The 23069-nt window shown below is 74.3% G+C and carries 7 protein-coding genes; 5 read left to right on the top strand and 2 right to left on the bottom strand.

Annotation, left to right across the window (positions count from 1 at the left end):
• The first annotated feature begins 12 nt into the window (after nucleotides 1-12).
• Together AC07B0_RS36985 and AC07B0_RS36980 are read left to right on the top strand one after the other, a co-directional pair.
• Complete coding sequence (locus AC07B0_RS36985) at nucleotides 13-15549, top strand: amino acid adenylation domain-containing protein (RefSeq protein WP_478900153.1); 15537 nt, start codon at nucleotides 13-15, stop codon at nucleotides 15547-15549.
• A complete protein-coding gene (locus tag AC07B0_RS36980; protein ID WP_356879904.1) occupies nucleotides 15546-15755 on the top strand; it encodes an MbtH family protein in 210 nt (69 codons plus the stop codon). The genes AC07B0_RS36985 and AC07B0_RS36980 overlap by 4 nt, the downstream gene beginning before the upstream one ends.
• A gap of 394 nt (nucleotides 15756-16149) precedes the next feature.
• Here AC07B0_RS36980 and AC07B0_RS36975 read toward each other — a convergent pair whose 3' ends face one another.
• On the bottom strand, nucleotides 16150-17985 hold the full coding sequence (locus AC07B0_RS36975; protein ID WP_356879944.1) for an ABC transporter ATP-binding protein: 1836 nt from the start codon (nucleotides 17983-17985) through the stop codon (nucleotides 16150-16152).
• Between the two features lie 89 nt (nucleotides 17986-18074).
• Nucleotides 18075-19772, bottom strand: coding sequence for an ABC transporter ATP-binding protein (locus AC07B0_RS36970; RefSeq protein WP_469383535.1), 1698 nt, complete (start codon nucleotides 19770-19772; stop codon nucleotides 18075-18077).
• A gap of 227 nt (nucleotides 19773-19999) precedes the next feature.
• Here AC07B0_RS36970 and AC07B0_RS36965 point away from each other — a divergent pair, with 227 nt between their 5' ends.
• From AC07B0_RS36965 to AC07B0_RS36955, 3 genes are read left to right on the top strand one after another with little or no spacing between them, the layout of a single operon-like run.
• Nucleotides 20000-21067 (top strand): FecCD family ABC transporter permease, encoded by a 1068-nt coding sequence (locus AC07B0_RS36965; RefSeq protein ID WP_469383570.1) that lies wholly within the window; start codon nucleotides 20000-20002, stop codon nucleotides 21065-21067.
• Nucleotides 21064-22188 carry a FecCD family ABC transporter permease gene (locus AC07B0_RS36960; RefSeq protein WP_356879898.1) on the top strand — a complete coding sequence of 375 codons (1125 nt, stop codon included), beginning with the start codon at nucleotides 21064-21066 and terminating at the stop codon, nucleotides 22186-22188. Before AC07B0_RS36965 ends, AC07B0_RS36960 begins: the two co-directional genes overlap by 4 nt.
• A complete protein-coding gene (locus AC07B0_RS36955) occupies nucleotides 22185-23045 on the top strand; it encodes an ABC transporter ATP-binding protein (RefSeq protein ID WP_478900152.1) in 861 nt (286 codons plus the stop codon). The genes AC07B0_RS36960 and AC07B0_RS36955 overlap by 4 nt, the downstream gene beginning before the upstream one ends.
• The last annotated feature ends 24 nt before the right edge of the window (nucleotides 23046-23069 follow it).

Below are 23069 nucleotides of genomic sequence, written 5' to 3'. Positions count from 1 at the left end.
GCCTTCTGAACGATGTTTGACGCCGAGTCGGACCGGATTCCTGCCACCGGGACACCCGTCACCGGTGGGCAGTCCGGAATTTGGCTTGCTCAGCAGATCGAGCCGGACAGCTCGGCCTTCAACGTCTCGTTCACCCTGGAACTGCGCGGTGACGTCGACCTCGACCACCTGACCGCCGCCGTGCGGCAGGTGGTCGAGGAAGCGGACTGCCTCCACGTCGTCTTCGAGACGGCCGAGGACGGCAGCCCCCGCCAGCTTCCCCGCCGCCACCCCGCCGACATCACCGTCGTCGACCTGCGCGCCGAAGCCGACCCCGAGGACGCCGCCTGGGAGTGGATGGGCGCCCGCCGCGCCCGCCCCCTGGCCCTCGCGGACGGCCCCCTGTTCTCCCACAGCCTGCTCCGCCTCGCCGACGACCGCGTGCTGTGGCACCAGTGCTACCACCACCTCGTCATCGACGGCCTGAGCATCGGCCTGCTCTCCCGCCGCGCGGGCGAGATCTACACCGGCGCCCGCCCCGTCGCCCCCGTCGCATGGGACGTGACCCGCCTCGCCGCCTCCGAGCAGGCCTACCGCGCCTCCGAGGCGTACGACGCGGACCGCGCGTACTGGCTGGAGCGCTTCGCGGACCGGCCGCAGCCGGTCCGCCTCGTCGAGCCTGGCCAGAAGATCATCACGCACCGCTTCCGGCGCACGACCGAACTCACCGTGGCCGACACCGACCGCCTGAAGGCCGCCGCCCAGGTCTCCGGCGTACGGGTGTCGCGCCTGCTGGTCGCCGCCGTGGCCGCCTACCTGCACCGCACCACCGGCGAACAGGACCTCGTCCTCGGCCTGCCCGTCACCAGCCGGCAGGACCGCTCCCTCCTGGGAGTCCCCGGCATGGTCTCCAACATCGTGCCGCTGCGGCTGTCCGTACGCCCCGGCACGACCGTCGGCGAGCTGCTGACCCAGACCGACGAGCGCATCGCCGAGGCCGTCGCCCACGGCCGCTACCGCTCCGAGGACCTCGCCAAGGAGCTCGGCCTCGTCGAGGGCGTGCCCGAACTCGTCGGCCCCACCGTCAACATCCTGCCCGGCACCGACTGGCTGCGCTTCCGCGACCACTACTCCGACCTGCGCCCCCAGTGGCTCGGCGCGGTCAGCGACCTCGCCGTCACCGTCGGCGAGTCCGTCCGCGGCGCCGTCCGCATCCTCTTCGACGCCGACGCCGACCAGTGCACGGAAGACGGCCTCGTCGCCCACCAGGAGCGCTTCGGCACCCTCCTGGAAGGCTTCGCCGGTGACCCCGCCCGGCCCATCGGCCACCTCGAACTCACCACCGCCTCGGAACGCGCCCTGCTGCTGGCAGACTTCGGGGTCTCCCCGAGCGAGTCCCCCGAACTGTCCTGGCCGGCCGCCTTCGAGGCGCAGGTCCGCCGCAGCCCGCAGGCCGTCGCCCTGGTCTGCGAGGACACCGAGCTGACCTACGCGCAGCTCGACGCCGACGCCAACCGGCTCGCCCGCCTGCTCGCCGCCCGCGGCGTCGGCGCCGAGGACGTCGTCGGCGTGGCCCTGCCCCGCTCGCCCGAGCTCGTCACCGCCCTCCTCGCCGTGATGAAGGCGGGCGCCGCCTACCTGCCGCTCGACTCCGACCACCCGCAGGACCGCCTCGCCTACATGCTCGACGACGCGGGCGCCCGTACGGTCGTCACCGCGCGCGAACAGGCCGAGGGCCTGCCCGAGCTCCCGGACCTGACCCTCGTCCGGCTCGACGACGCCGGGACCGCCGCCGCCCTCGCCGCCCAGGACCCGGCCCCCCTCGGCCTGGACATCCCGCTCGACCGGGCCGCGTACGTCATCTACACCTCCGGCTCCACCGGCCGCCCCAAGGGCGTCGTGGTGCCCCACGACGGCGTCGGCAGCCTCATCGCCACCGCCACCGAGCGCATCGGCATCACCGCCGACAGCCGGGTCGTCCAGTTCGCGTCCGTCGGCTTCGACGTGACCGTCTGGGACCTGATCATGTCCCTGTGCGTCGGCGGCCGGATCATCGTCGTCCCCACCGAACGCCGCGTCGCCGGACCCGCCCTCACCGACTACATAGCCGCGCACCGGGCGACCCACATGATCCTGCCGCCCTCCCTGGTGTCGGCGCTGCCGCAGGACTGCGAACTCCCCGAGGGCGCGGTCCTCGTCGTCGGAACCGAGGCCGTGCCGAGCGAACTCATCGCCCGGTGGTCCCACCGCCTCCAGATCGTCGTCGCCTACGGCCTGACCGAGGCGAGCGTCAACTCCACCCTGTGGTCGGCCCGCCCGGACTGGCAGGGGCCCGTCCCGATCGGCGAGCCCGACCCCAACACCCGCGCCTACGTGCTGGACTCCGCGCTGCGGCCCGTCCCCGTCGGAGTCGAGGGCGAGCTGTACGTCGCCGGCCGCGGCCTGGCCCGCGGGTACCTCGGCCGCTTCGGTCTGACCTCCGAGCGGTTCGTCGCCGACCCGTTCGGTGAGCCCGGCACCCGCATGTACCGCACCGGCGACCGCGTCCGCTGGACCATCGAGGGCAACCTCGACTTCCTCGGCCGCGCCGACGGCCAGATCAAGATCCGCGGCCACCGCATCGAGCCCGGCGAGATCGAGAGCGCCTTCATGGCCTGCTCCGGCATCGCCCAGGCGGCCGTCCTCGTCCGCGAGGACCAGCGCGCCGCCAAGCGGCTCGTCGCCTACCTCGTCGCCGACGCCTCCCTGGACGCCGCCGCCGCCGAGGCGGCCGTCACCGCCGCCCGCGCCGAGGCCGCGCAGGGCCTGCCCGACTACATGGTGCCCTCGGCCGTCGTCCGGATGGACGGCCCGCTGCCCCTGACGCCCAACGGCAAGCTCGACGCCCGCGCCCTGCCCGACCCGCAGTGGACCGCCATGACCGGCGACGCGGCCCCCACCACCGAGGCCGAGGCCGCCCTCGCCGCCCTCGTCGCCGACGTCCTCGGACTGCCCTCGGTCGGCGTCCACGACAGCTTCTTCGAGCTCGGCGGCGACAGCATCGTCGCGATCCAGCTCGTCACCCGCGCCCGGGCCGCCGGTCTCGCGATCAGCCCCCGCGAGGTGTTCCGCCTCCGCACCGTCGCCGCCCTCGCCCGCGCCGCCGGGGACGCCCCCGCGGCACCGCAGGCCACCGCCGCGCTGCCCGAGCCGTTCTCCCTGGTCCCGCTCACCCCCGAGGACCGCGCCGAGTTCGCCGACGGGCTCGGCGAACTCCTCGACGTGGTCCCGGCCACCCCGCTCCAGGAAGGATTCTTCTTCCACGCGGCCATGGACCGGGGCGGCGCCGACGGGTACGCCGTCCAGGACACCGTCGAACTCGGCGGCGACGTCGACCCCGAAGCCCTCAAGGCCGCCGTCCAGCGCCTCCTGGACCGCCACCCGCTGCTGCGCGCCGCCTTCCGCCAGCACCCCGACGGCCCCGTCGTCCAGGTCATCGGCGCCGACGTGGCCGTGCCCTGGCAGTTCACCGACCTGACCGGCCGGGACGCGGCGCGGCAGGCCGCCGCCGTCGAGGAGATCGCCGCCGCCGAACGCGGCCGCGGCTTCGACCTCGGCGCCCCGCCGCTGATGCGCGCCGCCCTCGTCCGGCTCGACGCGCGGCGCTCCCGGCTGATCCTGACGATGCACCACATCATCGTCGACGGCTGGTCCGTCTCCCTGGTCATGCGGGAACTCCTCGACGGCTACCGCCCCGGCGCCCCCGCCGCGGCGACCGCACCCGACCCCGCCTACCGCGCCTACACCGGCTGGCTGGCCGGCCGCGACCGCGAGCTGGCCCGCGCCGCCTGGCGGGAGGCCCTCGCCGGACTCGACGCGACCGACGGACTCCCGTTCCGGGCCGGCGAGAGCGCCGGAACCGGAACCGGCCGGATCACCCTGGAGCTGAGCGCCGCGGCGACCGAGGCGCTCACCGCCCGGACCCGCCGCCTCGGCCTCACCCTCGCCGCCGTCGTGCAGGGCGCGTTCGGCCTCGTCCTCGGTGACGTCGTCGGCGCCCAGGACCTGGTCCTCGGCACCACCGTCTCCGGCCGCCAGGCCCCCGTGGAGAACATCGAGTCCCTCGTCGGGCTGCTCATCAACACCGTGCCCGCCCGCCTGAGCTGGCGCCCCGAGCAGCCCCTCGCCGAGGTCCTGGCCGCCTTCCAGGACGGCCAGGCCGAACTCCTCGACCACCAGCACCTCGGACTCTCCGAGATCCAGCGGGCCGTCGGCCGCGGCGACCTGTTCGACGCGCTCGTCGTGGTGGAGAACCTGCCCGAGGCCGGCGAGGTGTCCGACCCGCAGGGCCTGATCCGGATCCTCGGATCCGAGATCCACGACTCGGTGCACTACCCGCTCGCCCTCACCGTGCTGCCCGGAGAAACGCTCCGGCTCCAGCTCGACCACGACCCCGCCCGCCTGGACGCCCGCGCCGCCACCCGCTTCGCCGGCCGCCTGCGCGCCCTGCTGGAGCAGGTCACCGCCGACCCGGAGCTCCCCGTCGGCCGGCTCGCCGCACAGTCCGAAGACGAGCGGCGGGCCACCCTCGCCGCCCTCGCCGGAGCCGACCGGCAGCTGCCCGCCGGCACCGTGCACGGCGCGTTCGAGGAACAGGCGCGCCGCACCCCCGACGCCGTCGCCCTCGTCGACGAGGACGGCCACACCTCCTACGCCGAACTCGACGCCCGCGCCGGGGCGCTGGCGCTGCGGCTGGCCGCCCTCGGGGTGGCCGCCGAATCGGTCGTGGCCGTCGCCGTGCCCCGCTCCGCCGCCTCCCTGACCGCCCTCCTGGCCGTCATGAAGGCCGGCGCCGCCTACCTGCCCGTCGACGTGGACTACCCCGCCGACCGGGTCCGCCACATGCTGTCCGACTCCGGTGCCCGCACCGTCGTCGCCACCGAGCGGTCCCTGGCGAAGCTGCCCGCCCTCGACGGCGTCACCCCGGTCCTGATCGACGGCGCCGACGCCGACGCCGCCGGGACCGCCCCGGCCGCACTCGCCCCCGTCGACCCGGACGGCGCCGCGTACGTCATCTACACGTCCGGATCCACCGGCCTGCCCAAGGGCGTGGTGGTCCCGCACCAGGCCGTCGTCGGCCAGCTGGCCTGGACCGCCGCCGAGTTCGGCTTCGGGCCCGGCGAGCGGGTGCTGCACCAGTACTCGACCAGCTTCGACCCCTCCGTCCAGGAGATCTTCGTACCGCTGATCACCGGCGGCACCGTCGTCATCGCCAAGCCCGACGGCCACCGCGACCCGGCCTACCTCGCCGACCTGATCCGCGCCGAACGGGTCACCAACGTCGACCTGGTGCCCTCGCTCTACACCGCCCTCCTCGCCGAAGAAGCCGACGGAGCCCCCTGGTGGGCGAGCCTGCGCCGCGCCTTCAGCGGCGGCGAGGCCCTGCCCGTCCCGCTCGCGCGGCGCTGGCGGGAACGCACCGGCGTGCCCCTGCACAACGTGTACGGGCCCACCGAGGCCGTCATCCAGGTCACCAGCTGGCAGGCCGGCACCGAGTCCGCCGACGCGGCCACCGTGCCCATCGGCCGGCCCGTCTGGAACACCCGGCTGCACGTCCTCGACCGGTACCTGCGCCCGGTCGCCCCGGGCGAACCGGGCGAGCTCTACCTCGCGGGCGCCCAACTCGCCCGCGGCTACCACGGACGCACCGCGCTCACCGCGGAGCGATTCGTCGCCGATCCGTTCGGCACTCCGGGTGCGCGCATGTACCGCACCGGAGACATGGTCCAGTTCAGCGCGGACGGCGTGCTCACCTACCTCGGGCGCACCGACCACCAGGTCAAGATCAGGGGAAACCGAGTGGAACTCGGGGAAATCGAAGCCCGCCTGCGGGACGAGCCGGCCGTCGGGGACGCGGTGGTCGTCGCCCGCGACGACGAGCGCGGAGTCAAGCAGCTGGTGGCCTACCTGGTCCCGGAGCAGGGCGGCCGTGCCGACGCCCTCGACACCGAGGCCGTGCGCGCCGCACTGACCGCGAAGCTGCCCGCGCCGATGGTGCCCAGCCACTTCGTCGCCCTCGACGCGCTGCCGCTCACCCCGGGCGGGAAGACCGACCTGAAGGCCCTCCCGGCCCCCACGGTCCGCCGCAAGGCCGCCGGCCGCACCTCCCGCGAAGGACGCGAGCAGCAGCTCTGCACGATCTTCGCCGAGGTCCTCGGCCTCGACGCGGTCGACGCCGACGAGGACTTCTTCATGCTCGGCGGCGACAGCATCCTGTCCATGTCGGTCGCCAGCCGGGCCCGCAAGGCCGGCCTGTCGGTCAGCCCCCGCGAGGTCTTCGAGCACCGCACCCCGGCCGCCCTAGCGGCCGCCACCGGCGCCGCCGACACCGCGGCCGCCCCGGCCGCCGACACCGACGGCGTCGGTGACGTCACCCTGCTGCCGATCGTCCACCAGCTCCGCGAAGACGGCGGGCCCATCGGCCGGTTCAACCTGTCGATGCTGCTCCAGTCGCCCGCGGCCGCCGACGCCGACACCCTGGCCCGCGTCCTCCAGGCCATACTCGACCACCACGACGGCCTGCGCACCCGCCTCACCCGGATGGACCTCGGCCCGGCCATCCCGGCCCTGTGGTCCGCCGTCACCACCCCCGCCGGCAGCGTGGACGCCGCCGCCCTGCTGCACCGCGTCGACGCCGCCGGCCTCGACGAGGACGCCCTGCGCGCCCTGATCACCACCGAGTCGGACGCGGCCGCCGGCCGCCTCGACCCCGACACCGGCGCGATGGTCCAGGCCGTCTGGTTCGACGCCGGCCCCGGCGTGCCCGGCCGCCTGCTGCTCGTCGTCCACCACCTGGTGGTCGACGGCGTGTCCTGGCGCGTCCTGCTCGGCGACCTCGCCGCCGCCTGGGAGGCCGCCGCCCGGGGACAGCGGCCCGAGCTGGAACCCGTACCCTCCTCGCTGCGCCGCTTCGCCCGGGAGATCGCCGAACAGGCCACCTCCCCGCAGCGCCAGGCCGAACTCCCGTACTGGGCCAAGACCCTGGCTCCCGGCGCCGAGCTGGTCCCGGGCGCCGACCGCAGCGGCACCGCCGGCTCCGCGCAGGACCACACCGTCACCCTCTCCACCGAGGAGACCCGCGCCCTGCTGACGGCCGTCCCCGCCACCGCGGGCGCCGACGTCACCGAGGTGCTCCTCGCAGCCCTGCGCCTGGCGGTCTCCCGCTGGCACGCCGACCGCGGCGCCGTCGCCTCCGGGGACCTCCTCGTCGACCTCGAACGCCACGGCCGCGACGGCACCGGCCTGGACCTGTCCCGCACCGTCGGCTGGTTCACCGGACTCCACCCCGTGCGCCTGCCCGCCGCCGACGGCGCCCTGGACACCCTCAAGGCCGTCAAGGAGTCCGTCCGCTCGGCCCCCGACTCCGGCGCCGGGTACGGCATGCTGCGCTACCTCAACCCGCAGCTCGCCCCCGTGTTCGCCCAGCTGGCCACCGCCCAGGTCCTGTTCAACTACTTCGGCCGGCTCCCCGCCGACCAGGCCGTCGACTGGGCCCCCGCCGCCGAGTCCGACGCCCTGTCCGTGGAACCGGACGCGGGCCTGGCCATGCCGTACCCGCTCCAGATCAACGCGGTCTGCGCCGAAACCCCGCACGGCCCCGAACTGCGCGCCACCTGGACCTGGCCGGCCGGCCGCGCCCTCGGCGAGGACGACGTCCGGGCCCTCGGCCTGGCCTGGGCCGAAGCCCTGCGCGAACTCATCGCCCAGGCCGCCGGCTCCGGCCCCGCCACCGGCACCCTGACCCCCTCCGACCTGCCGCTCGTCCAGCTCACCCAGACCGAGATCGACCGGGTCGCGCAGGTCAGCCCGGTCCCCGTCGCCGACATCTGGCCGCTCTCCCCCCTCCAGGAGGGCATCCACTTCCACGCCAGCTACGACACCGACGGCCTGGACGTCTACACCGCCCAGGACTGCTTCGACTTCGGCCACCGCCTGGACCTGGACCGGCTGCGCGCCGCCTGCGCCACCCTGCTCGCCCGCCACCCCAGCCTGTGCGCCGGCATCACCTCCGACGGGCTGCCCGCCCCGGTGCAGTTCGTCGGCCCGGCCGCCGAGGTCCCCGTACCGCTCACCGAGACCGACCTGACCGGCCTCACCGAGGAGCAGCGCCAGGCCCGCCTCACCGAGATCGCCGACGCCGACCGCCTGCGCCGCTTCGACCTGGCCGCGCCCCCGCTGTTCCGCCTCCAGCTGATCCGGCTCACGGAGAACGCCGACCGGCTGATGCTCAGCCACCACCTGGTGGCCTGGGACGGCTGGTCCCAGTCCCTGTTCCTCGACGAACTGCTCGCCCTCTACGCGGCCGCCGGCGACGACACCGGCCTGCGCACCCCCGGCAGCTACCGCGACTACCTGACCTGGCTCGCGGAGCAGGACTTCGACGCCGCCCGCGCCACCTGGCGCACCGCGCTCGCCGGACTTGACGAGCCGACCCTGGTGGCCCGCGGCCGCGGCGGCGACCCGACCATCCCGCGCCGCCACGCCCTCGACCTCGGCGCCGACCTCAGCGACCGGCTGCGCGGCTCCGCCCGCGAACACGGCCTCACCATCAACGCGGTCCTCTCCGCGGCCTGGGCCCTGGTGCTGTCCGCCGCCGTGGGCAGCGACGACGTGGTGTTCGGCGCCACCGTCGCCGGCCGCCCGGCCGAGGTGCCCGGCGCCGACACCACCATCGGCATGTTCCTCAACACCGTCCCGCTGCGGATCTCCCTGCGCCCCGAGGAGACCGTCGCACAGCTGCTGCGCCGGGTGCAGTCCGAGCGCATGGCGCTCATGGACCACGAGTACCTGGGCCTGGCCGAACTCCAGCGGGCCGGCGGCCACCCCGTCCTCTTCGACACCCTGTACGTGCTCCAGAACTTCGCCGACGAGGGCGCCTTCCGCGAACTCACCGACCGGCACGGCATCACCGGGGTGGGCAGCGTCGACGCCACCCACTACCCGATGACCCTCATCGTCAACCCGGCCGAGCGGGTCCAGGTCAAGCTGGAGTACCGCCCCGACCTGATCGACGACGAGCAGGCCGCCGCCACCCTCAACCGCTACCGGACCCTGGTCGAGCGTCTCCTCGGCGACCTCGCCGCCCCCGTCGGCACCCTGGACCTGCTGCTCCCCGACGAGCACGCCGCCCTCACCGGCGCCTGGGCGGCCAGCAACGAGCCCGTCCCGAACGAGACCGTCGCCGACATGCTCGCCACCCAGGTGGCCCGCACCCCGGACGCCGTCGCCCTCGTCTTCGGCGACACCGCCCTCACCTACGCCGAACTCGACGCCCGGATCAACCGCACGGCCCGGCTGCTGCTGGCCCGCGGGGCCGGCCCGGAGCGGACCGTCGCCCTGGCACTGCCCCGCTCCATCGAGATGGTCGTCGCCCTGTTCGCGGTCCTGCGCACCGGCGCCGCCTACCTGCCGCTCGACCTGGACCACCCGGCCGACCGGCTCCGCCTGATGGTCGAGGACACCGGCCCGCTGTGCCTGCTCACCACCCTCGCCGTCGCGCCCACCCTGCGCGGCGAGTCCGGCCCGCTCGCCCCCGAGGTCGCCCTGGACGACCCGGCCGTCACCGCCGAACTGAGCGCCCTCCCGGGCGACGAGGTCACCGACGCCGAACGCCCCGCGTTCGCGCACTCGGTCGAGGGCCGCCTGGAGCACCCGGCCTACGTCATCTACACCTCCGGCTCCACCGGCAAGCCCAAGGGCGTCGTCACCCCCTACCGGGGTCTGACGAACATGCAGCTCAACCACCAGGTCGAGGTGTTCGACCCGGCGATCGCCTCGGCCGGCGGACGCCGCCTGCGCATCGCGCACACCGTCTCCTTCGCCTTCGACATGTCGTGGGAGGAGCTGCTCTGGCTCGTCGAGGGCCACGAGGTCCACGTCTGTGACGAGGAACTGCGCCGCGACGCCGAGGCCCTGGTCGCCTACTGCGACGGCAACCGCATCGACGTCGTCAACGTCACTCCCACCTACGCCCAGCTCCTGATCGAGGAAGGCCTCCTCGACCAGGACGAGAGCACCGGCAAGCACCGGCCCGCGCTGGTCCTGCTCGGCGGCGAGGCCGTCTCCGACACCGTGTGGAGCCGCCTCGCCGACACCGAGAACACCTACGGCTACAACCTGTACGGCCCCACCGAGTACACGATCAACACCCTCGGCGGGTCCACCGCGGACAGCCCGACCCCCACCGTCGGCCGGCCCATCCGCAACACCCGCGGCTACGTCCTCGACGCCATGCTGCGCCCCGTCCCGCCCGGCTGCCCCGGCGAGCTGTACATCGCCGGCACCGGCCTGGCCCGCGGCTACCACGACCGGCCCGGCCTCACCGCCGAGCGGTTCGTCGCCGACCCGTTCGGCGCGCCCGGCGAGCGCATGTACCGTACGGGCGACCTCGTACGGCAGCGCCCCGACGGCCTGATCGACTTCCTCGGCCGCACCGACGACCAGGTCAAGATCCGCGGCTACCGCATCGAGCTCGGCGAGATCTCCACCGCCCTGTCCGCGCACCCCGAGGTGGCCCACGCCGCCGTCGTCGTGAACGAGCAGGCGGCGGGCAAGCGCCTGGTCGGCTACGTGGTCCCCGAGGAGGGCGCCGAACGCGGCGAGGCCCTCGTCCAGAGCCTGCGGGAGCACCTCAAGGCCTCCCTGCCCGACTACATGGTCCCGGCCGCCCTGGTGGCCGTGGACACCCTGCCGCTGACCGTCAACGGCAAGCTCGACACCAAGGCCCTGCCCGCCCCCGAGTTCGCGGGCGCCGGCACCGGCCGCTCCGCGCGGACCCCGCAGGAGGAGACCCTCTGCGCGCTGTTCGCGGAGGTCCTCGGCCTCGCCGAGGGCAGCGTCGGCATCGACAGCAACTTCTTCGAGCTCGGCGGGCACTCGCTGCTCGCCACCCGCCTGGTCGCCCGGGCCCGTACCGCGCTCTCCGCGGAGCTGGCCATCCGGGACCTCTTCGAGGCCCCGACCGTCGCCGAACTCGTGGAGCGCGCGGCCGGCTCGCAGGGCGACGCACGCCCCGCCCTGGTGGCCGGCGAACGCCCCGACGAGCTGCCGCTCTCCCACGCCCAGCAGCGCCTGTGGGTCATCCAGCAGATGGAGGAGACCTCCGCCGCGTACAACTTCCCGCTGGTCATGCGGCTGCGCGGAGACCTCGACCTCGACGCCTGGCGGGCCGCCCTCGCCGACGTCACCGACCGCCACGAGGCCCTGCGCACCCTGTTCGCCGAGCGCGACGGCCGGGCCTACCAGAGCGTCCTGCCCGCCGGCCAGGCCCAGCCGCCCGTCGAGCACCTGCGCGCCACCGAGGACGAGGCCCGCGCCCTGGTCGACGCGGCCATCAACCGGCCCTTCGACCTCGCGACCGAGCTGCCGCTGCGCGCCACGGTCATCGAGGTGGCGCCCGGCGAACACGTCGTCGTGATCCTCCTGCACCACATCACCACCGACGAGTGGTCGGACCGGCCCTTCCTCGGCGACCTGGCCGCCGCCTACGCCGCCCGCCGCTCCGGCGCCGCACCCGCCTGGGAGCCGCTGCCCGTCCAGTACGCCGACTACGCGCTGTGGCAGCAGAAGCTGCTCGGCGACCCGGCCGACGCGCAGAGCCTGGCCGCCCGCCAGCTCGACCACTGGCACCGCACCCTGGACGGCGCCCCCGAGGAACTGGACCTGCCCACCGACCGGCCGCGCCCCGCCCGCCCCGCCTTCACCGGCGCCGAACTCGACGTCGAGTTCGACGGCCCGGCCTACCAGGGCCTGAAGCGGCTGGCCAAGGACAACGGCGTCAGCATGTTCATGGTGGTCCACGCGGCCGTCGCGACCCTGCTGCACCGGCTCGGCGCCGGTACCGACATCCCGCTCGGCTCGCCCATCGCCGGCCGCGGCGACGAAGCCCTCGACGACCTCGTCGGGTTCTTCGTCAACACCCTGGTCCTTCGCACCGACCTCGGCGGCGACCCGACCTTCACCGAGCTGCTCGCCCGGGTCCGCGACACCGACCTGGCCGCGTTCTCGCACGCCGACGTGCCCTTCGAATCCGTCGTGGAGAAGCTCAACCCGACCCGCTCGCTGGCCCGCAACCCGCTGTTCCAGGTGATGGTCGGCTACCACGCCCGCACCGAGGGCGAACTGGACCTGGCCGGCCTGGGCGTGGAGTACGTGCCCTTCCGGATCCGCTCCGCCAAGTTCGACCTGGTGTTCAGCTTCACCGAGCAGACCGCCGCCGACGGCGAGACGGGTTCCCTCGTCTGCCGTCTGGAGTTCGCCACCGAGCTCTTCGACCAGGAGACCGCCGAGCGGATCGGCGAACGGCTGGCCGTCCTCACCGGCGCCCTCGCCGCCGCCCCCGACCTTCCCGTGTCCGCCGCCCCGCTCCTCGTGGGCGACGAGCGGAGCCTCGTCCTGGAAGGCTTCAACGGCGGCCCCCGCGAGGTCGACGAGCTGTCCCTGCCCGAGCTGTTCGCCCGGCACGTCGCCGAGCGGCCGGACGCGGTCGCCGTCGTCGACCGCGGCACCCGCCTCGACTACGCCGCGCTGGACGCCCGGTCCAACCGGATCGCCCACCTGCTGGCGGCCCAGGGCGTCGGCACCGAGAGCGTCGTCGGCGTGGCCGTGCCCCGCTCGGCCGACATGATCGCCACCGTGCTGGCGGCCCTGAAGCTGGGCGCCGCCTTCCTGCCGCTCGACCTGGTCCACCCCGCGGACCGGCTCGGCTACATGATCGAGGACTCCCGGACGACCCTGGTCGTCGGCACCGAGCCCGTGGCCGGGAAGATCCCCGCCACGGACGTCCCGGTCCTGCTGCTCGACGAGCCCGGCACCGCCGCCGCACTGGAACTGCAGCCCGAGACCGCCGTCCCCGCACCGCGGGTGGCCCTCGACCAGGCCGCGTACGTCATCTACACCTCCGGCTCCACCGGCCGCCCCAAGGGCGTCGTCGTCCCCCACGAGGGCATCGCCAGCCTGGTCGCCACCGCGGTCGACCGGATGGGCCTCGAAGCCGACAGCAGCGTCCTGCAGTTCGCCTCCATCGGCTTCGACGTGTTCGTCTTCGAACTCGCCATGGCGCTGTGCCACGGCGGACGGCTCGTGCTCATCACCGACGAGGCACGGGTCGCCGGACCGGCGCTCACCGACTTCCTCGCCGAGCACCGCATCAGCCACATGATCCTGCCGCCGTCGCTGGTGTCCGCCCTGCCCGCCGGCTGCGCACTCCCCGAAGGATCGACCGTCCTGGTCGGCACCGAGACCGTGCCGCCGGACCTCTTCGAGCGGTTCGGCGCCACGGCGAACCTGATCTGCGCCTACGGCCTCACCGAAGCCACCGTCAACTCCACCCTGTGGGAGTCCCGCGACGCCCACCTGAGGCCCGGAGCCCGCGTGCCGATCGGCATCCCGGACCCCAACACCCTCGCCTACGTCCTGGACGACCGGCTCCAGCCCGTCCCGCCCGGCGTGGTCGGCGAGCTGTACGTGTCCGGACGCGGCCTCGCCCGCGGCTACCTCGGCCGGTTCGGGCTGACCGCCGAGCGGTTCGTCGCCGACCCGTTCGGCGCCCCCGGCAGCCGCATGTACCGCACCGGCGACCGCGCCCGCTGGCGCCGCGACGGGAACCTCGACTTCCTCGGCCGCGTCGACACCCAGGTCAAGATCCGCGGCTTCCGCATCGAACTCGGCGAGATCGAGGCCGCGCTCGCCGGACACCCGGCCGTCAGCCAGGCCACCGTCGTCCCCGACCGGGCCGGAGACATCGTCCGCCTCGTCGGATACGTCGTCCCCGAGAACGGGGCCCTCGACCCGCTGGACGTACGCGCGCACGTCGCCGGCCGGCTGCCGGAGTACATGGTGCCCGCGCTCGTCGTCGCCCTCGACGGGCCGCTGCCGCTGACCCCCAACGGCAAGCTCGACCACAAGGCGCTGCCCGCGCCCGACTGGTCCGGCATGACCGGCGGGGCCCGCCCGGTGGGCGCCACCCAGGCGAGGCTGGCCGGACTGTTCGGCGAGATCCTCCAGCTGGAGGAAGTCGGCGTCCACGACAACTTCTTCGCCCTGGGCGGCCACTCCATGGCCTCCATGCGCCTGCTCGGCCGCATCCGCGCCGAGTTCGGCGTCGAGCTCAGCATCCGTGACGTCTTCGACGCCCTGACCGTCGCCGGCCTCGCCGCCAAGCTCGACGGCGCGGCCGCCGCCCGCCCGGCCCTGCGCCCGGCCGGCCCCCGCCCCGCCGGGGAAGCGGCCGCCCCGGCGCCCGTACAGCGCTGGCAGTGGAACGCGTACCGGCGCTGGGACGGTTTCGACCACGGCCTGGTGCTCCGCTCTCCCGGCGTCCTGGACCCGGCCGCCCTGGCCGCCGCCCTCGACGACGTGGTCACCCGCCACGAGCCGCTGCGCACCCGCTTCACCGAGCAGGACGGCGCCGTGCGCCGCGAACCCGCCGGGCACCCGGTGCTGGAGGCGGAGCACTGCGCCGACCTCGACACCCGCCTCGCCGAACTCGCCGCGCAGCACCCCGACCTGACCCGCGAGGCACCGCTGCGGGCCCGGCTGCTCACCGCCGCCTCGGGCGAACAGGCCCTGCTGATCACCGCGCACTACCTCGCCGTCGACGAATGGTCCGTGGTCCCGCTGTTCCGCGACCTCACCGCCGCCTACGAGGCGCGCGAGCAGGGCCGGACCCCGGCCTGGGAGCCGCTGCCCGTCAGCTACTCCGACTACGCGGCCTGGGCCGAGGAGGTGCTCGGCGACCTCGCCGAGCCCACCAGCCCCGGCGGCCGCCAGCTCGCCTGGTGGCGGCAGAACCTGGACGGCATCCCCGGGCAGCTCGCGCTGCCCGCGGACCGGCCGCGCCCGCAGGCCCCGGACGTCCGCGGACCGGGCGGCGACTACGTCTCCTTCGTCCTGGACGAGCAGCTCCACGCCGACGTGGACACCCTCGCCCAGTCCACCGGCACCAGCATGTTCATGGTGCTGCACTCGGCCCTGTCGGCCCTGCTCACCGCCCACGGTGCGGGCACCGACCTGCCGATCGGTACGATGGTCGCCGGCCGGGGCGAAGAGCAGCTCGCCGACCTCGTCGGCTGCTTCTTCAACACCGTGGTGCTGCGCACCGACACGGCGGGGGACCCCACCTTCGCCGAACTGCTGGGCCGGGTGCGGGAGACCACGCTCAGCGCCCTGGACCGGCAGGACGTCCCGTTCGACGCGGTCGTCCGTGCCACCGCGCTGCCCGCCGAGGGCCCGCAGGTCATGGTGATCCACCACGAGCAGGCGGACCTCGGGCAGCTGGAGGGCGGCGTGGGCTCCTTCCACGCCGTGCCGACGGGCTCGGCGAAGGCGGAGCTGACGCTCAGCTTCTACGAGCCGCGCGGCGACGGACCGGTGCACTGCGAACTGATCCACGCCACCGACCTGCTCGGCCGGGCCAAGGCCCGCCAGCTCGCCGAAGAACTTCACCGGCTGCTGCGCCATGTGGTCGCCGAACCCGGACAGCCGCTCTCGGAGCTGTTCACCGTTATGTCCATGAGGAGTGAGAACGCATGACCACCAACCCGTTCGAGGACCCGCAGGGCCGCTTCCTGGTCCTCGTCAACGACGAGAACCAGCACTCGGTGTGGCCGTCCTTCGCCCAGGTGCCGGCGGGCTGGCGGACCGTGTTCGGCGAGGACACCCGGGACGCGTGCCTGACGTACGTCGAGACCAACTGGACCGACCTGCGCCCCGCGAGCCTGGTCGCCCAGCAGGCCTGACCCGCCGGCGCCACGAAGCCGCCCGCGATGAGGAAACCCCTCACCGCGGGCGGCTTCCGCGTGTTCCGGGCCGGGACCGGTACCCCCGTACGCCCGTACGCCCCGCTCGGGGGCGGGCCGTTCGCGGCGCGCGGTGCCCGGGGGAGCGGCCGGGACGGGGCAGCGGTGCCCGGGGCCGTGCGCACCCCGCGGTGCACCGCGGCGCGGTGAACCCGCCGCCGGGGCGGCGCGGCCGGCCCCCGGAGCCCGCCGCCCGCTGCCCGCCGCCCGCCGGGGAAGGGGACGGGGTGCCGTGCCCGGTCGGGGCACGCGAAAACGCCGTGTGGCCCTCCCCCGAGGGGGAGGGTCACACGGCGTTCGGGCCGTGCTCAGGCGGCCCGTGGGCCCCGGCGCCTCAACGGGCCTGCGCGGAGGGCGGTACGGGCTTCCTCGGAGCGGGCAGCGCGGCGGCGTCCCCCGGCTCCCGGCGGCTCGCCGACCAGGCGGCCCACAGGCCCGCGTAGCGCCCGCCCGCCGCCACCAGCTCGTCGTGCGTGCCGGTCTCGACGACCTGCCCCTGGTCGAGGACCACGATCCGGTCGGCGGTCGCGGCCTGCGGCAGCCGGTGGGCCACCATCAGCCCCGTACGTCCCTCCAGGGCCTGGAGCGCGGCCGTCTCCAGGACGCGGGCGCCCGCGCTGCCCGCGTCGGCGGTGGCCTCGTCCAGGATCGCGATCGGCGGATCCGCGAGGACGAGCCGGGCCAGGGCCAGGTGCTGGGCCTGGGTCACCGTCAGCCGGTGCCCGCCCTCACCGACGACCGTGGCGAGCCCCTCGGGCAGCGCCTGCGCCCACTCCAGTGCCCCCACCCGGGCGAGGGCCGCGTGCAGCTCCTCGTCGGTGGCCTCCGGCCGGGCCAGCCGCATGTCCTCGGCGAGCGGACCGGCGAACACGTGGACTTCCTGGCTGATCAGCGTCACCGCCTGCCGGACCCCGACGGGACCCAGTTCCCGCACGTCGACGCCACCGAGGGCGATCGTGCCGCCCGACGGTTCGTGGACACCGGCGATCAGCTTCGCCAGCGTCGTCTTCCCGGCCCCGCTCGCACCGACGAGGGCCACCCGCTCGCCGCTGCTCACCTCCAGCTCGACCTCGCGCAGGACGGGGTGCCCCGACACGTACGCGTGGCTCAGCCCGTGGACCTTGACCGACCCGTCCGCGGCCACGGCCCGCTCCTCGGGCTCCCGTTCCGCCGGCAGGGTCGACACGCCCACCAGGCGGGCCAGGCTCGCGCCTGCGGACTGCGCCTCGTCGATGAGGAAGAGCGCGGCGTTGACCGGGTTGAAGAGGCTGTGGAAGTAGAGCGCGGCCGCGGTCGCCGTGCCGATGCTCACCGACCCGTTGTCGACCAGGAAGAAGCCGGTGAACAGGACGGCCGCCAGGCCGATGAACTCGGCGAGGTTCAGCCGCGAGAAGAACCCGGACACGAGGCGGATGCCGCGCAGCGCGAGGTCGACGGCCTCCCGGGAGCGCTGCTCCAACAGCTCGGCGTGCCGTCCGCCGAGGCGGAACGCCCGTACGGTGCGGACGCCGCCGATGCTGTCGAGGAGCTGGTGCTGGAGCGCGCCCGTCGCCACGCGGTGCCCGGCGTACACGGAGGAGGCGCGGGGGATGTACCAGCGCACGGACAGGACGTGGACCGGTACGGCGATCAGGACGGCGACCAGGAACCGCCAGTCCAGTACGGCCAGTCCGGCCAGGGTCAGCACGATGGTGAGCAGGGCGCCGGCGAACTCGGGGAGGGCCTGGCGCACCGCCCGGGCGATGACGGTGACGTCCCCGGTCACCCGGGAGGTGAGGTCGCCGGAACCGGCCCGCTCGACGCGTTCGAGGGGCAGGCGCAGCGCCCGCGCGATGAACTTCTCGCGCAGGTCCGCGAGGATCGTTTCGCCGAGCCGGGCGACGAGGGAGCTGCCGATGGCGGTGGCGACGCCGCGGGCGACCGCCACGACGAGGAGGAGGACCATCGGCACGGTCAGCGATCCGGAGCCGCGCTGTTCGACGACGAGGTCGACGATGCGTCCCAGGAGCGGGGCGGTCAGCAGGCCGATGCCCGTCCCCAGGACCAGTACGGTCAGCGCGCCGACCGCCAGCAGGCGGTGACCGCGCATCAGGGTCCCGAGGACACCGAGGGTCTGGGCACCGGTGGCCGTGGGCAGCAGCTCGCGATCCCGTGTGCTGGATCCGCTCATCGTCCGTCCTTCGTTGTCCGCGTCGTGGTGGTGCGCGCCCGCGTGGTCCGCGCCGCCCGGTCTGTCGGCGGGCGTGTCCTTCAGGTCCGTCATGCCAGCACCGTCGTGCGGTAGGCCGTGTCGGCGGAGACCAGTTCCTGGTGGCGGCCGTCGGCGGAGACCGCGCCCCCGTCGAGGACGACCACCCGGTCGGTCTCGGCGAGCAGGGCGGGGCTGGTGGTGACCAGGACGGTGGTGCGGCCGGGCCGGAGCTGCCTCAGGCGGGCCGCGATGTGCGATTCGGTGACCGTGTCGACGGCCGTCGTCGGGTCGTGGACGACCAGCACCGGCGGGTCGGCGGCCAGCGCCCGGGCGAGGGCGACGCGCTGGCGCTGTCCGCCGGACAGGGAGCGTCCGCGTTCGGTGAGCGGCGTGTCCCCGCCCTGGGGCAGGTCCCGTGCGACGTCGTCGGCCGTGGCGGCGGCCAGGGCCGCTCCGGCGTCCCGTCCGTCGTCGGGCATGGCGGCCCGTACGTTGTCCAGCAGGCTGCCTTCGAACAGGTCGGCGTCGTGGTGGGCGACCAGGACGGCCCGGCGGGCGTCGTCCGGGTCCAGGTCGGTCAGCGCCACCCCGTCGAGTTCGATCACGCCCGCGTCGGGGTCCGACTCGCGGCCCAGGCACAGCAGCAGGTCGTTGGCGGCGGCCGGGTCCTTGGCGACGACGCCGATCAGGCTGCCGGGGGCGACGTCGAGGTCCAGACCGCGCAGCGCCCCGTACGTGACGCCGCTCAGCCGGACCCGCCCGGCGACGGGCCGGGGGAGCACGGCCGTTCCGGCGGTGACGGCGGGCGGCGCGGCGAGCACTTCGGCGATGCGCTCCGCGGAGGCGCGGCCCTGGGCGAACTCGCCGTTGACGTAGGTGAGGAGCTGGAACGGTCCCAGCAGGTACTGGGCGAGACCGACGGCCGCGACGAGCTCGCCGACGCTGATCGAGCCGTTCATCGCCAGGTGCGCGCCGACCAGTCCGATGACGGCGATGAAGACGCCGGTCAGGGCGAGGATCGCGCCGTCGTGCCAGGCGCGGCTGCGCGCGGCGCGCAGGGCCGCGGCCAGCGAGTCCTGGCTGGTGCGCCGGTACCGGGACACGGCGGCGGCCTCGGCGCCGATGCCCTTGAGCACCCGCAGTCCCGCGACGAGGTCGGCGGCGACGCCCGAGGCGTGCGCGGCGCGGTCCTGCTCGACCTCGCTGCGCTGTTCCAGTGGCCGGCTGATGAGGTGGCCCAGCCACAGCAGCGGCGGGACGCCGAGCAGGATCAGCAGGCCCAGCGGCACCGAGATGCGCAGCAGCGCGACCGCGCTGATGGTGAGGCCGGCGGCCGCGGAGACCGCGTACGTGACCGCGGCGGCGGTCGCGCCCACGCGGGTCGCGTCGCCGGTCGCGATGGCGGTCAGCGCGCCGGGCAGCCGGCCCCGGTCGGCGCCGCCGCGGGGGTCGAGCACCTTGGCGGCCAGGGTGAGGCGCAGGCCGTGGGAGGCGTGTTCGGAGGACCCGTCGGTGATCCGCGCGGAGATCCGGTAGCAGGTCGACAGGACGAAGAAGAGGGCGGCGAGGACGAGCAGCCAGCGCAGCAGGGCCCCGGAGGATCCCGTCGCGACGGCCTGGTCGATGATGACACCGATGACGACGGGCACCAGCGCCTCGCAGCCCTGGTGCGCCATGCCGAGGGCCGAGGCCGTGACGATGCGGCGCCGTTGCCCCCCGATCGCCTTCCGGAGGACATGGCTCCCCGTGGGTCCTCCGTCGAGCATGCGTGCCTCCGAGAGATAGCTGGATGATCTAATAGTTAGGTAAGGCTACTCTAAATAAGCCACCCCTCGGGGTGGCGGGTGTGGCTGCCCCGTATGTCCCGCTTGCGGCGCGCGTCCGCGCGTTGACCTTGTGCGGAACCTTCGCTTAGGCTCACCTAAGTATCATTCTGTTGTCGGTGCATCACATTTCATACATCGCCGGCGAACTGCCGCCAGGGGGAGCGTTGTTGCAGATCGAAGCCCGGGCGGTGTCCGGAAGCACGGCCGAAGGCCCGGTCGCACCCTCGAAATCCCGGTCCGTGGCCGCGGTACGGGGAGCGGGCCTCCTCGTCGGGCTCGCCGCGCTGGTCCTCATCTCGCTCCTCAGCGTGTGGGTCGGCACCAAGGGCATCCCGTTCTCCGCCACGTGGAACGCGCTGTGGCACCCCGACGGGTCGCAGACCTCCGTCATCATCCACGAGTACCGCATCCCCCGCACCCTCCTCGGCCTCGTCGTCGGCGTGGCCCTGGGGCTGTCCGGCGCGCTCATGCAGGCACTGACCCGCAACCCGCTCGCCGACCCCGGTCTGCTCGGCGTCAGCCTCGGCGCGTCGAGCGGCGTGGTCATCGCGATCGGGTTCTTCGGCGTGGGCACGGCCCTCGGCTACGTGTGGTTCGCCTTCATCGGCGCCGCGCTCGCCTCGGTGCTGGTGTACGCGCTCGGCTCGTCCGGCCGGTCCCTGGCCACCCCCGACCGGCTCGTGGTCGCGGGAGCGGCCGTCACGGCGGTGCTGACCGCCTTCAACACGGCCGTCCTGCTCCTCGACCCCCAGGCCTTCAACCAGTTCAGGTTCTGGACGGTCGGCGCCCTCGCGGGCCGCGGCCTCGACCTCGTGTACGTGGTCCTGCCGTTCGTCGTCGTCGGCCTCGTCCTCGCCCTCGGGATCGCCCCGTCGCTCAACGCCCTCGGCATGGGCGAGGACGTCGGACGCGCCCTCGGTGTGAACGTCGGCCGGACCCGCGCGCTGGGCGCCGTCGCGGTGATGCTCCTGTGCGGAGCCGCGACCGCCGCCGCCGGACCGATCGGCTTCGTCGGCCTGGCCGTTCCGCACCTCGCCCGGTTCGTCGTGGGCGCCGACCAGCGCTGGGTCCTCGCGTACTCGATGCTGATCGCGCCCGTCCTGCTGATCGGATCGGACGTACTGGGCCGGGTGCTCGGAGCACCCGGTGAGATCCAGGTCGGCATCGTCACCGCGTTCCTCGGCGCACCGCTGTTCATCGCGCTGTGCCGCCGCCGAAAGTTGGTCATGCTGTGAGCGCCGCACCCGAGGGCGGAACCTCCGTCACCCACGCGTCCCCGCCCGCGGGCGGGGCACCCGCCGCCCGGCCGCCCCGCATCGTCAGCGGCAGGGTCCTGCGCAGCCCGCGCGGACACCTCTCCCTGCGCGTCCAGGGCCGCACGATGGCCGTCACCACGATCCTGCTGGCCCTCCTCCTGACGGTCATGACGATCAGTCTGACGACGGGAGACTTCGAACTGTCCGTCGGCGACGTCGTCAAGGCGCTCCTCGGCACCGGGGACGGCGCGTCCGACTTCATCGTGAACACCCTGCGCATGCCCCGCCTGCTGACCGCCCTGTGCGTCGGCGCCGCCCTGGCCGTCAGCGGCGCCATCCTGCAGAGCCTCACCGCCAACCCGCTGGGCAGCCCCGACATCATCGGCTTCACCAACGGGTCGGCGACCGGTGCCCTCGTCGTCATCGTCACGCTGCACGGCAGCATGACCGAGATCGCCATCGGAGCGCTGATCGGCGGGCTCGGCACGGCCGCCGTCATGTACCTGCTCCTCCTCGGCAGCGGCATGCAGGGCTTCCGGCTCGTCGTCATCGGCATCGGCGTCAGCTCCCTGCTCCTCGCCCTCAACTCGTACCTGATCACCCGGGCGAGCTGGCAGGAGGCCCTGGAGGCCCAGGCGTGGCTCATCGGCAGCCTGGGCAACCGGGGCTGGGAACACGCCACCGCGGTCGGCCTCGCCGTCGTCGTACTCCTCCCGCTCGCCCTGCTGTTCGCCCGCCGGCTGTCCATGGTGGAGATGGGCGACGACACGGCCACCGCGCTGGGCGTCAACGTCGGCGCGAGCCGGACGGCCCTGCTCGTCATCAGCGTCGCCCTGGCGGCGTTCGCCACCGCGGTGACCGGGCCCATCTGGTTCGTCGCGCTCGCGGCCCCCCAGCTCGCCCGCAAGCTCACCCGGTCATCCGGCCCCGCGCTGGTGCCTTCCGCCGCCATGGGCGCCGTCCTGCTGACCGCGAGCGACCTCGCGATGCAGCGCATCTTCTCCCCCGCCCTCCTGCCGGTGGGCACGGCGACCGGCACCATCGGCGGGCTGTACCTCATCTGGCTGCTGGTCACGGAGTCACGAAAGAGCCGCGCATGACTGCAACGATCCCCCCGACCGCCCGCCTGAGGGCGGAGGGCCTCACGCTCTCCTACGACCAGCGGACGGTGGCCACCTCCCTGGACGTGGTCATCCCCGACCACTCCTTTACGGTGATCATCGGCCCCAACGCCTGCGGGAAGTCCACGCTCCTCAAGGCACTGGCGCGGATGATCAAGCCCCGGGCGGGCGAGGTCTACCTCGACGGAGCCGCGATCGCGTCCTACCGCTCCCGCGAGGTCGCCCGCCGGCTCGGCCTGCTCCCGCAGACCTCGACCGCGCCCGGCGGCATCACCGTCGGCGACCTGGTCGCCCGCGGCCGCTACCCGCACCAGAAGATGCTCAAGCAGTGGTCCGCCGAGGACGAGGCCGCGGTCGCCGAGGCCATGCGCCAGACCGGTGTCCTCGAACTCGCCGAGCGGCCCGTCGACGACCTCTCCGGCGGCCAGCGCCAGCGCGTGTGGCTGTCCATGGTGCTGGCCCAGCAGACGTCGATCCTGCTGCTCGACGAGCCGACCACCTACCTCGACATCTCCCACCAGGTCGAGGTGCTCGACCTCTGCGCCGACCTGCACGAGCAGCGGGGACAGACGATCGTCGCGGTCCTCCACGACCTCAACCAGGCGTGCCGCTACGCCACCCACCTCATCGTGATGAAGCCGGGCGGCATCGTCGCCGCGGAGGGCGACCCCGCGACGATCATGACGGCCGAGCTCATCCAGGACGTGTTCGGCCTGCCCTGCCGGATCATCGAGGACCCGGAAACAGGTACTCCGCTGATGGTGCCCGCGGCGCGCAAGCGGCCGGGCTCGGAGACCGTGGGGGCCGTCGCGGCCGTGGCGGAAAAGACCCACTAGTGCCGGGCCCTTTCCGGTCACGGC

Source organism: Streptomyces sp. NPDC044704 (assembly GCF_056433525.1).
The sequence above is the reverse complement of the archived record's forward strand: the minus strand, read 5'-3'. Positions and strand labels throughout refer to the sequence as shown.

Bases quoted from the DNA above. Each gene is read 5' to 3' on its own strand.
- AC07B0_RS36975 (WP_356879944.1), bottom strand. From the start codon at position 17,985: ATGAGCGGATCCAGCACACGGGATCGCGAGCTGCTGCCCACGGCCACC.
- AC07B0_RS36955 (WP_478900152.1), top strand. From the start codon at position 22,185: ATGACTGCAACGATCCCCCCGACCGCCCGCCTGAGGGCGGAGGGCCTC.
- AC07B0_RS36985 (WP_478900153.1), top strand. From the start codon at position 13: ATGTTTGACGCCGAGTCGGACCGGATTCCTGCCACCGGGACACCCGTC.
- AC07B0_RS36970 (WP_469383535.1), bottom strand. From the start codon at position 19,772: ATGCTCGACGGAGGACCCACGGGGAGCCATGTCCTCCGGAAGGCGATC.
- AC07B0_RS36980 (WP_356879904.1), top strand. From the start codon at position 15,546: ATGACCACCAACCCGTTCGAGGACCCGCAGGGCCGCTTCCTGGTCCTC.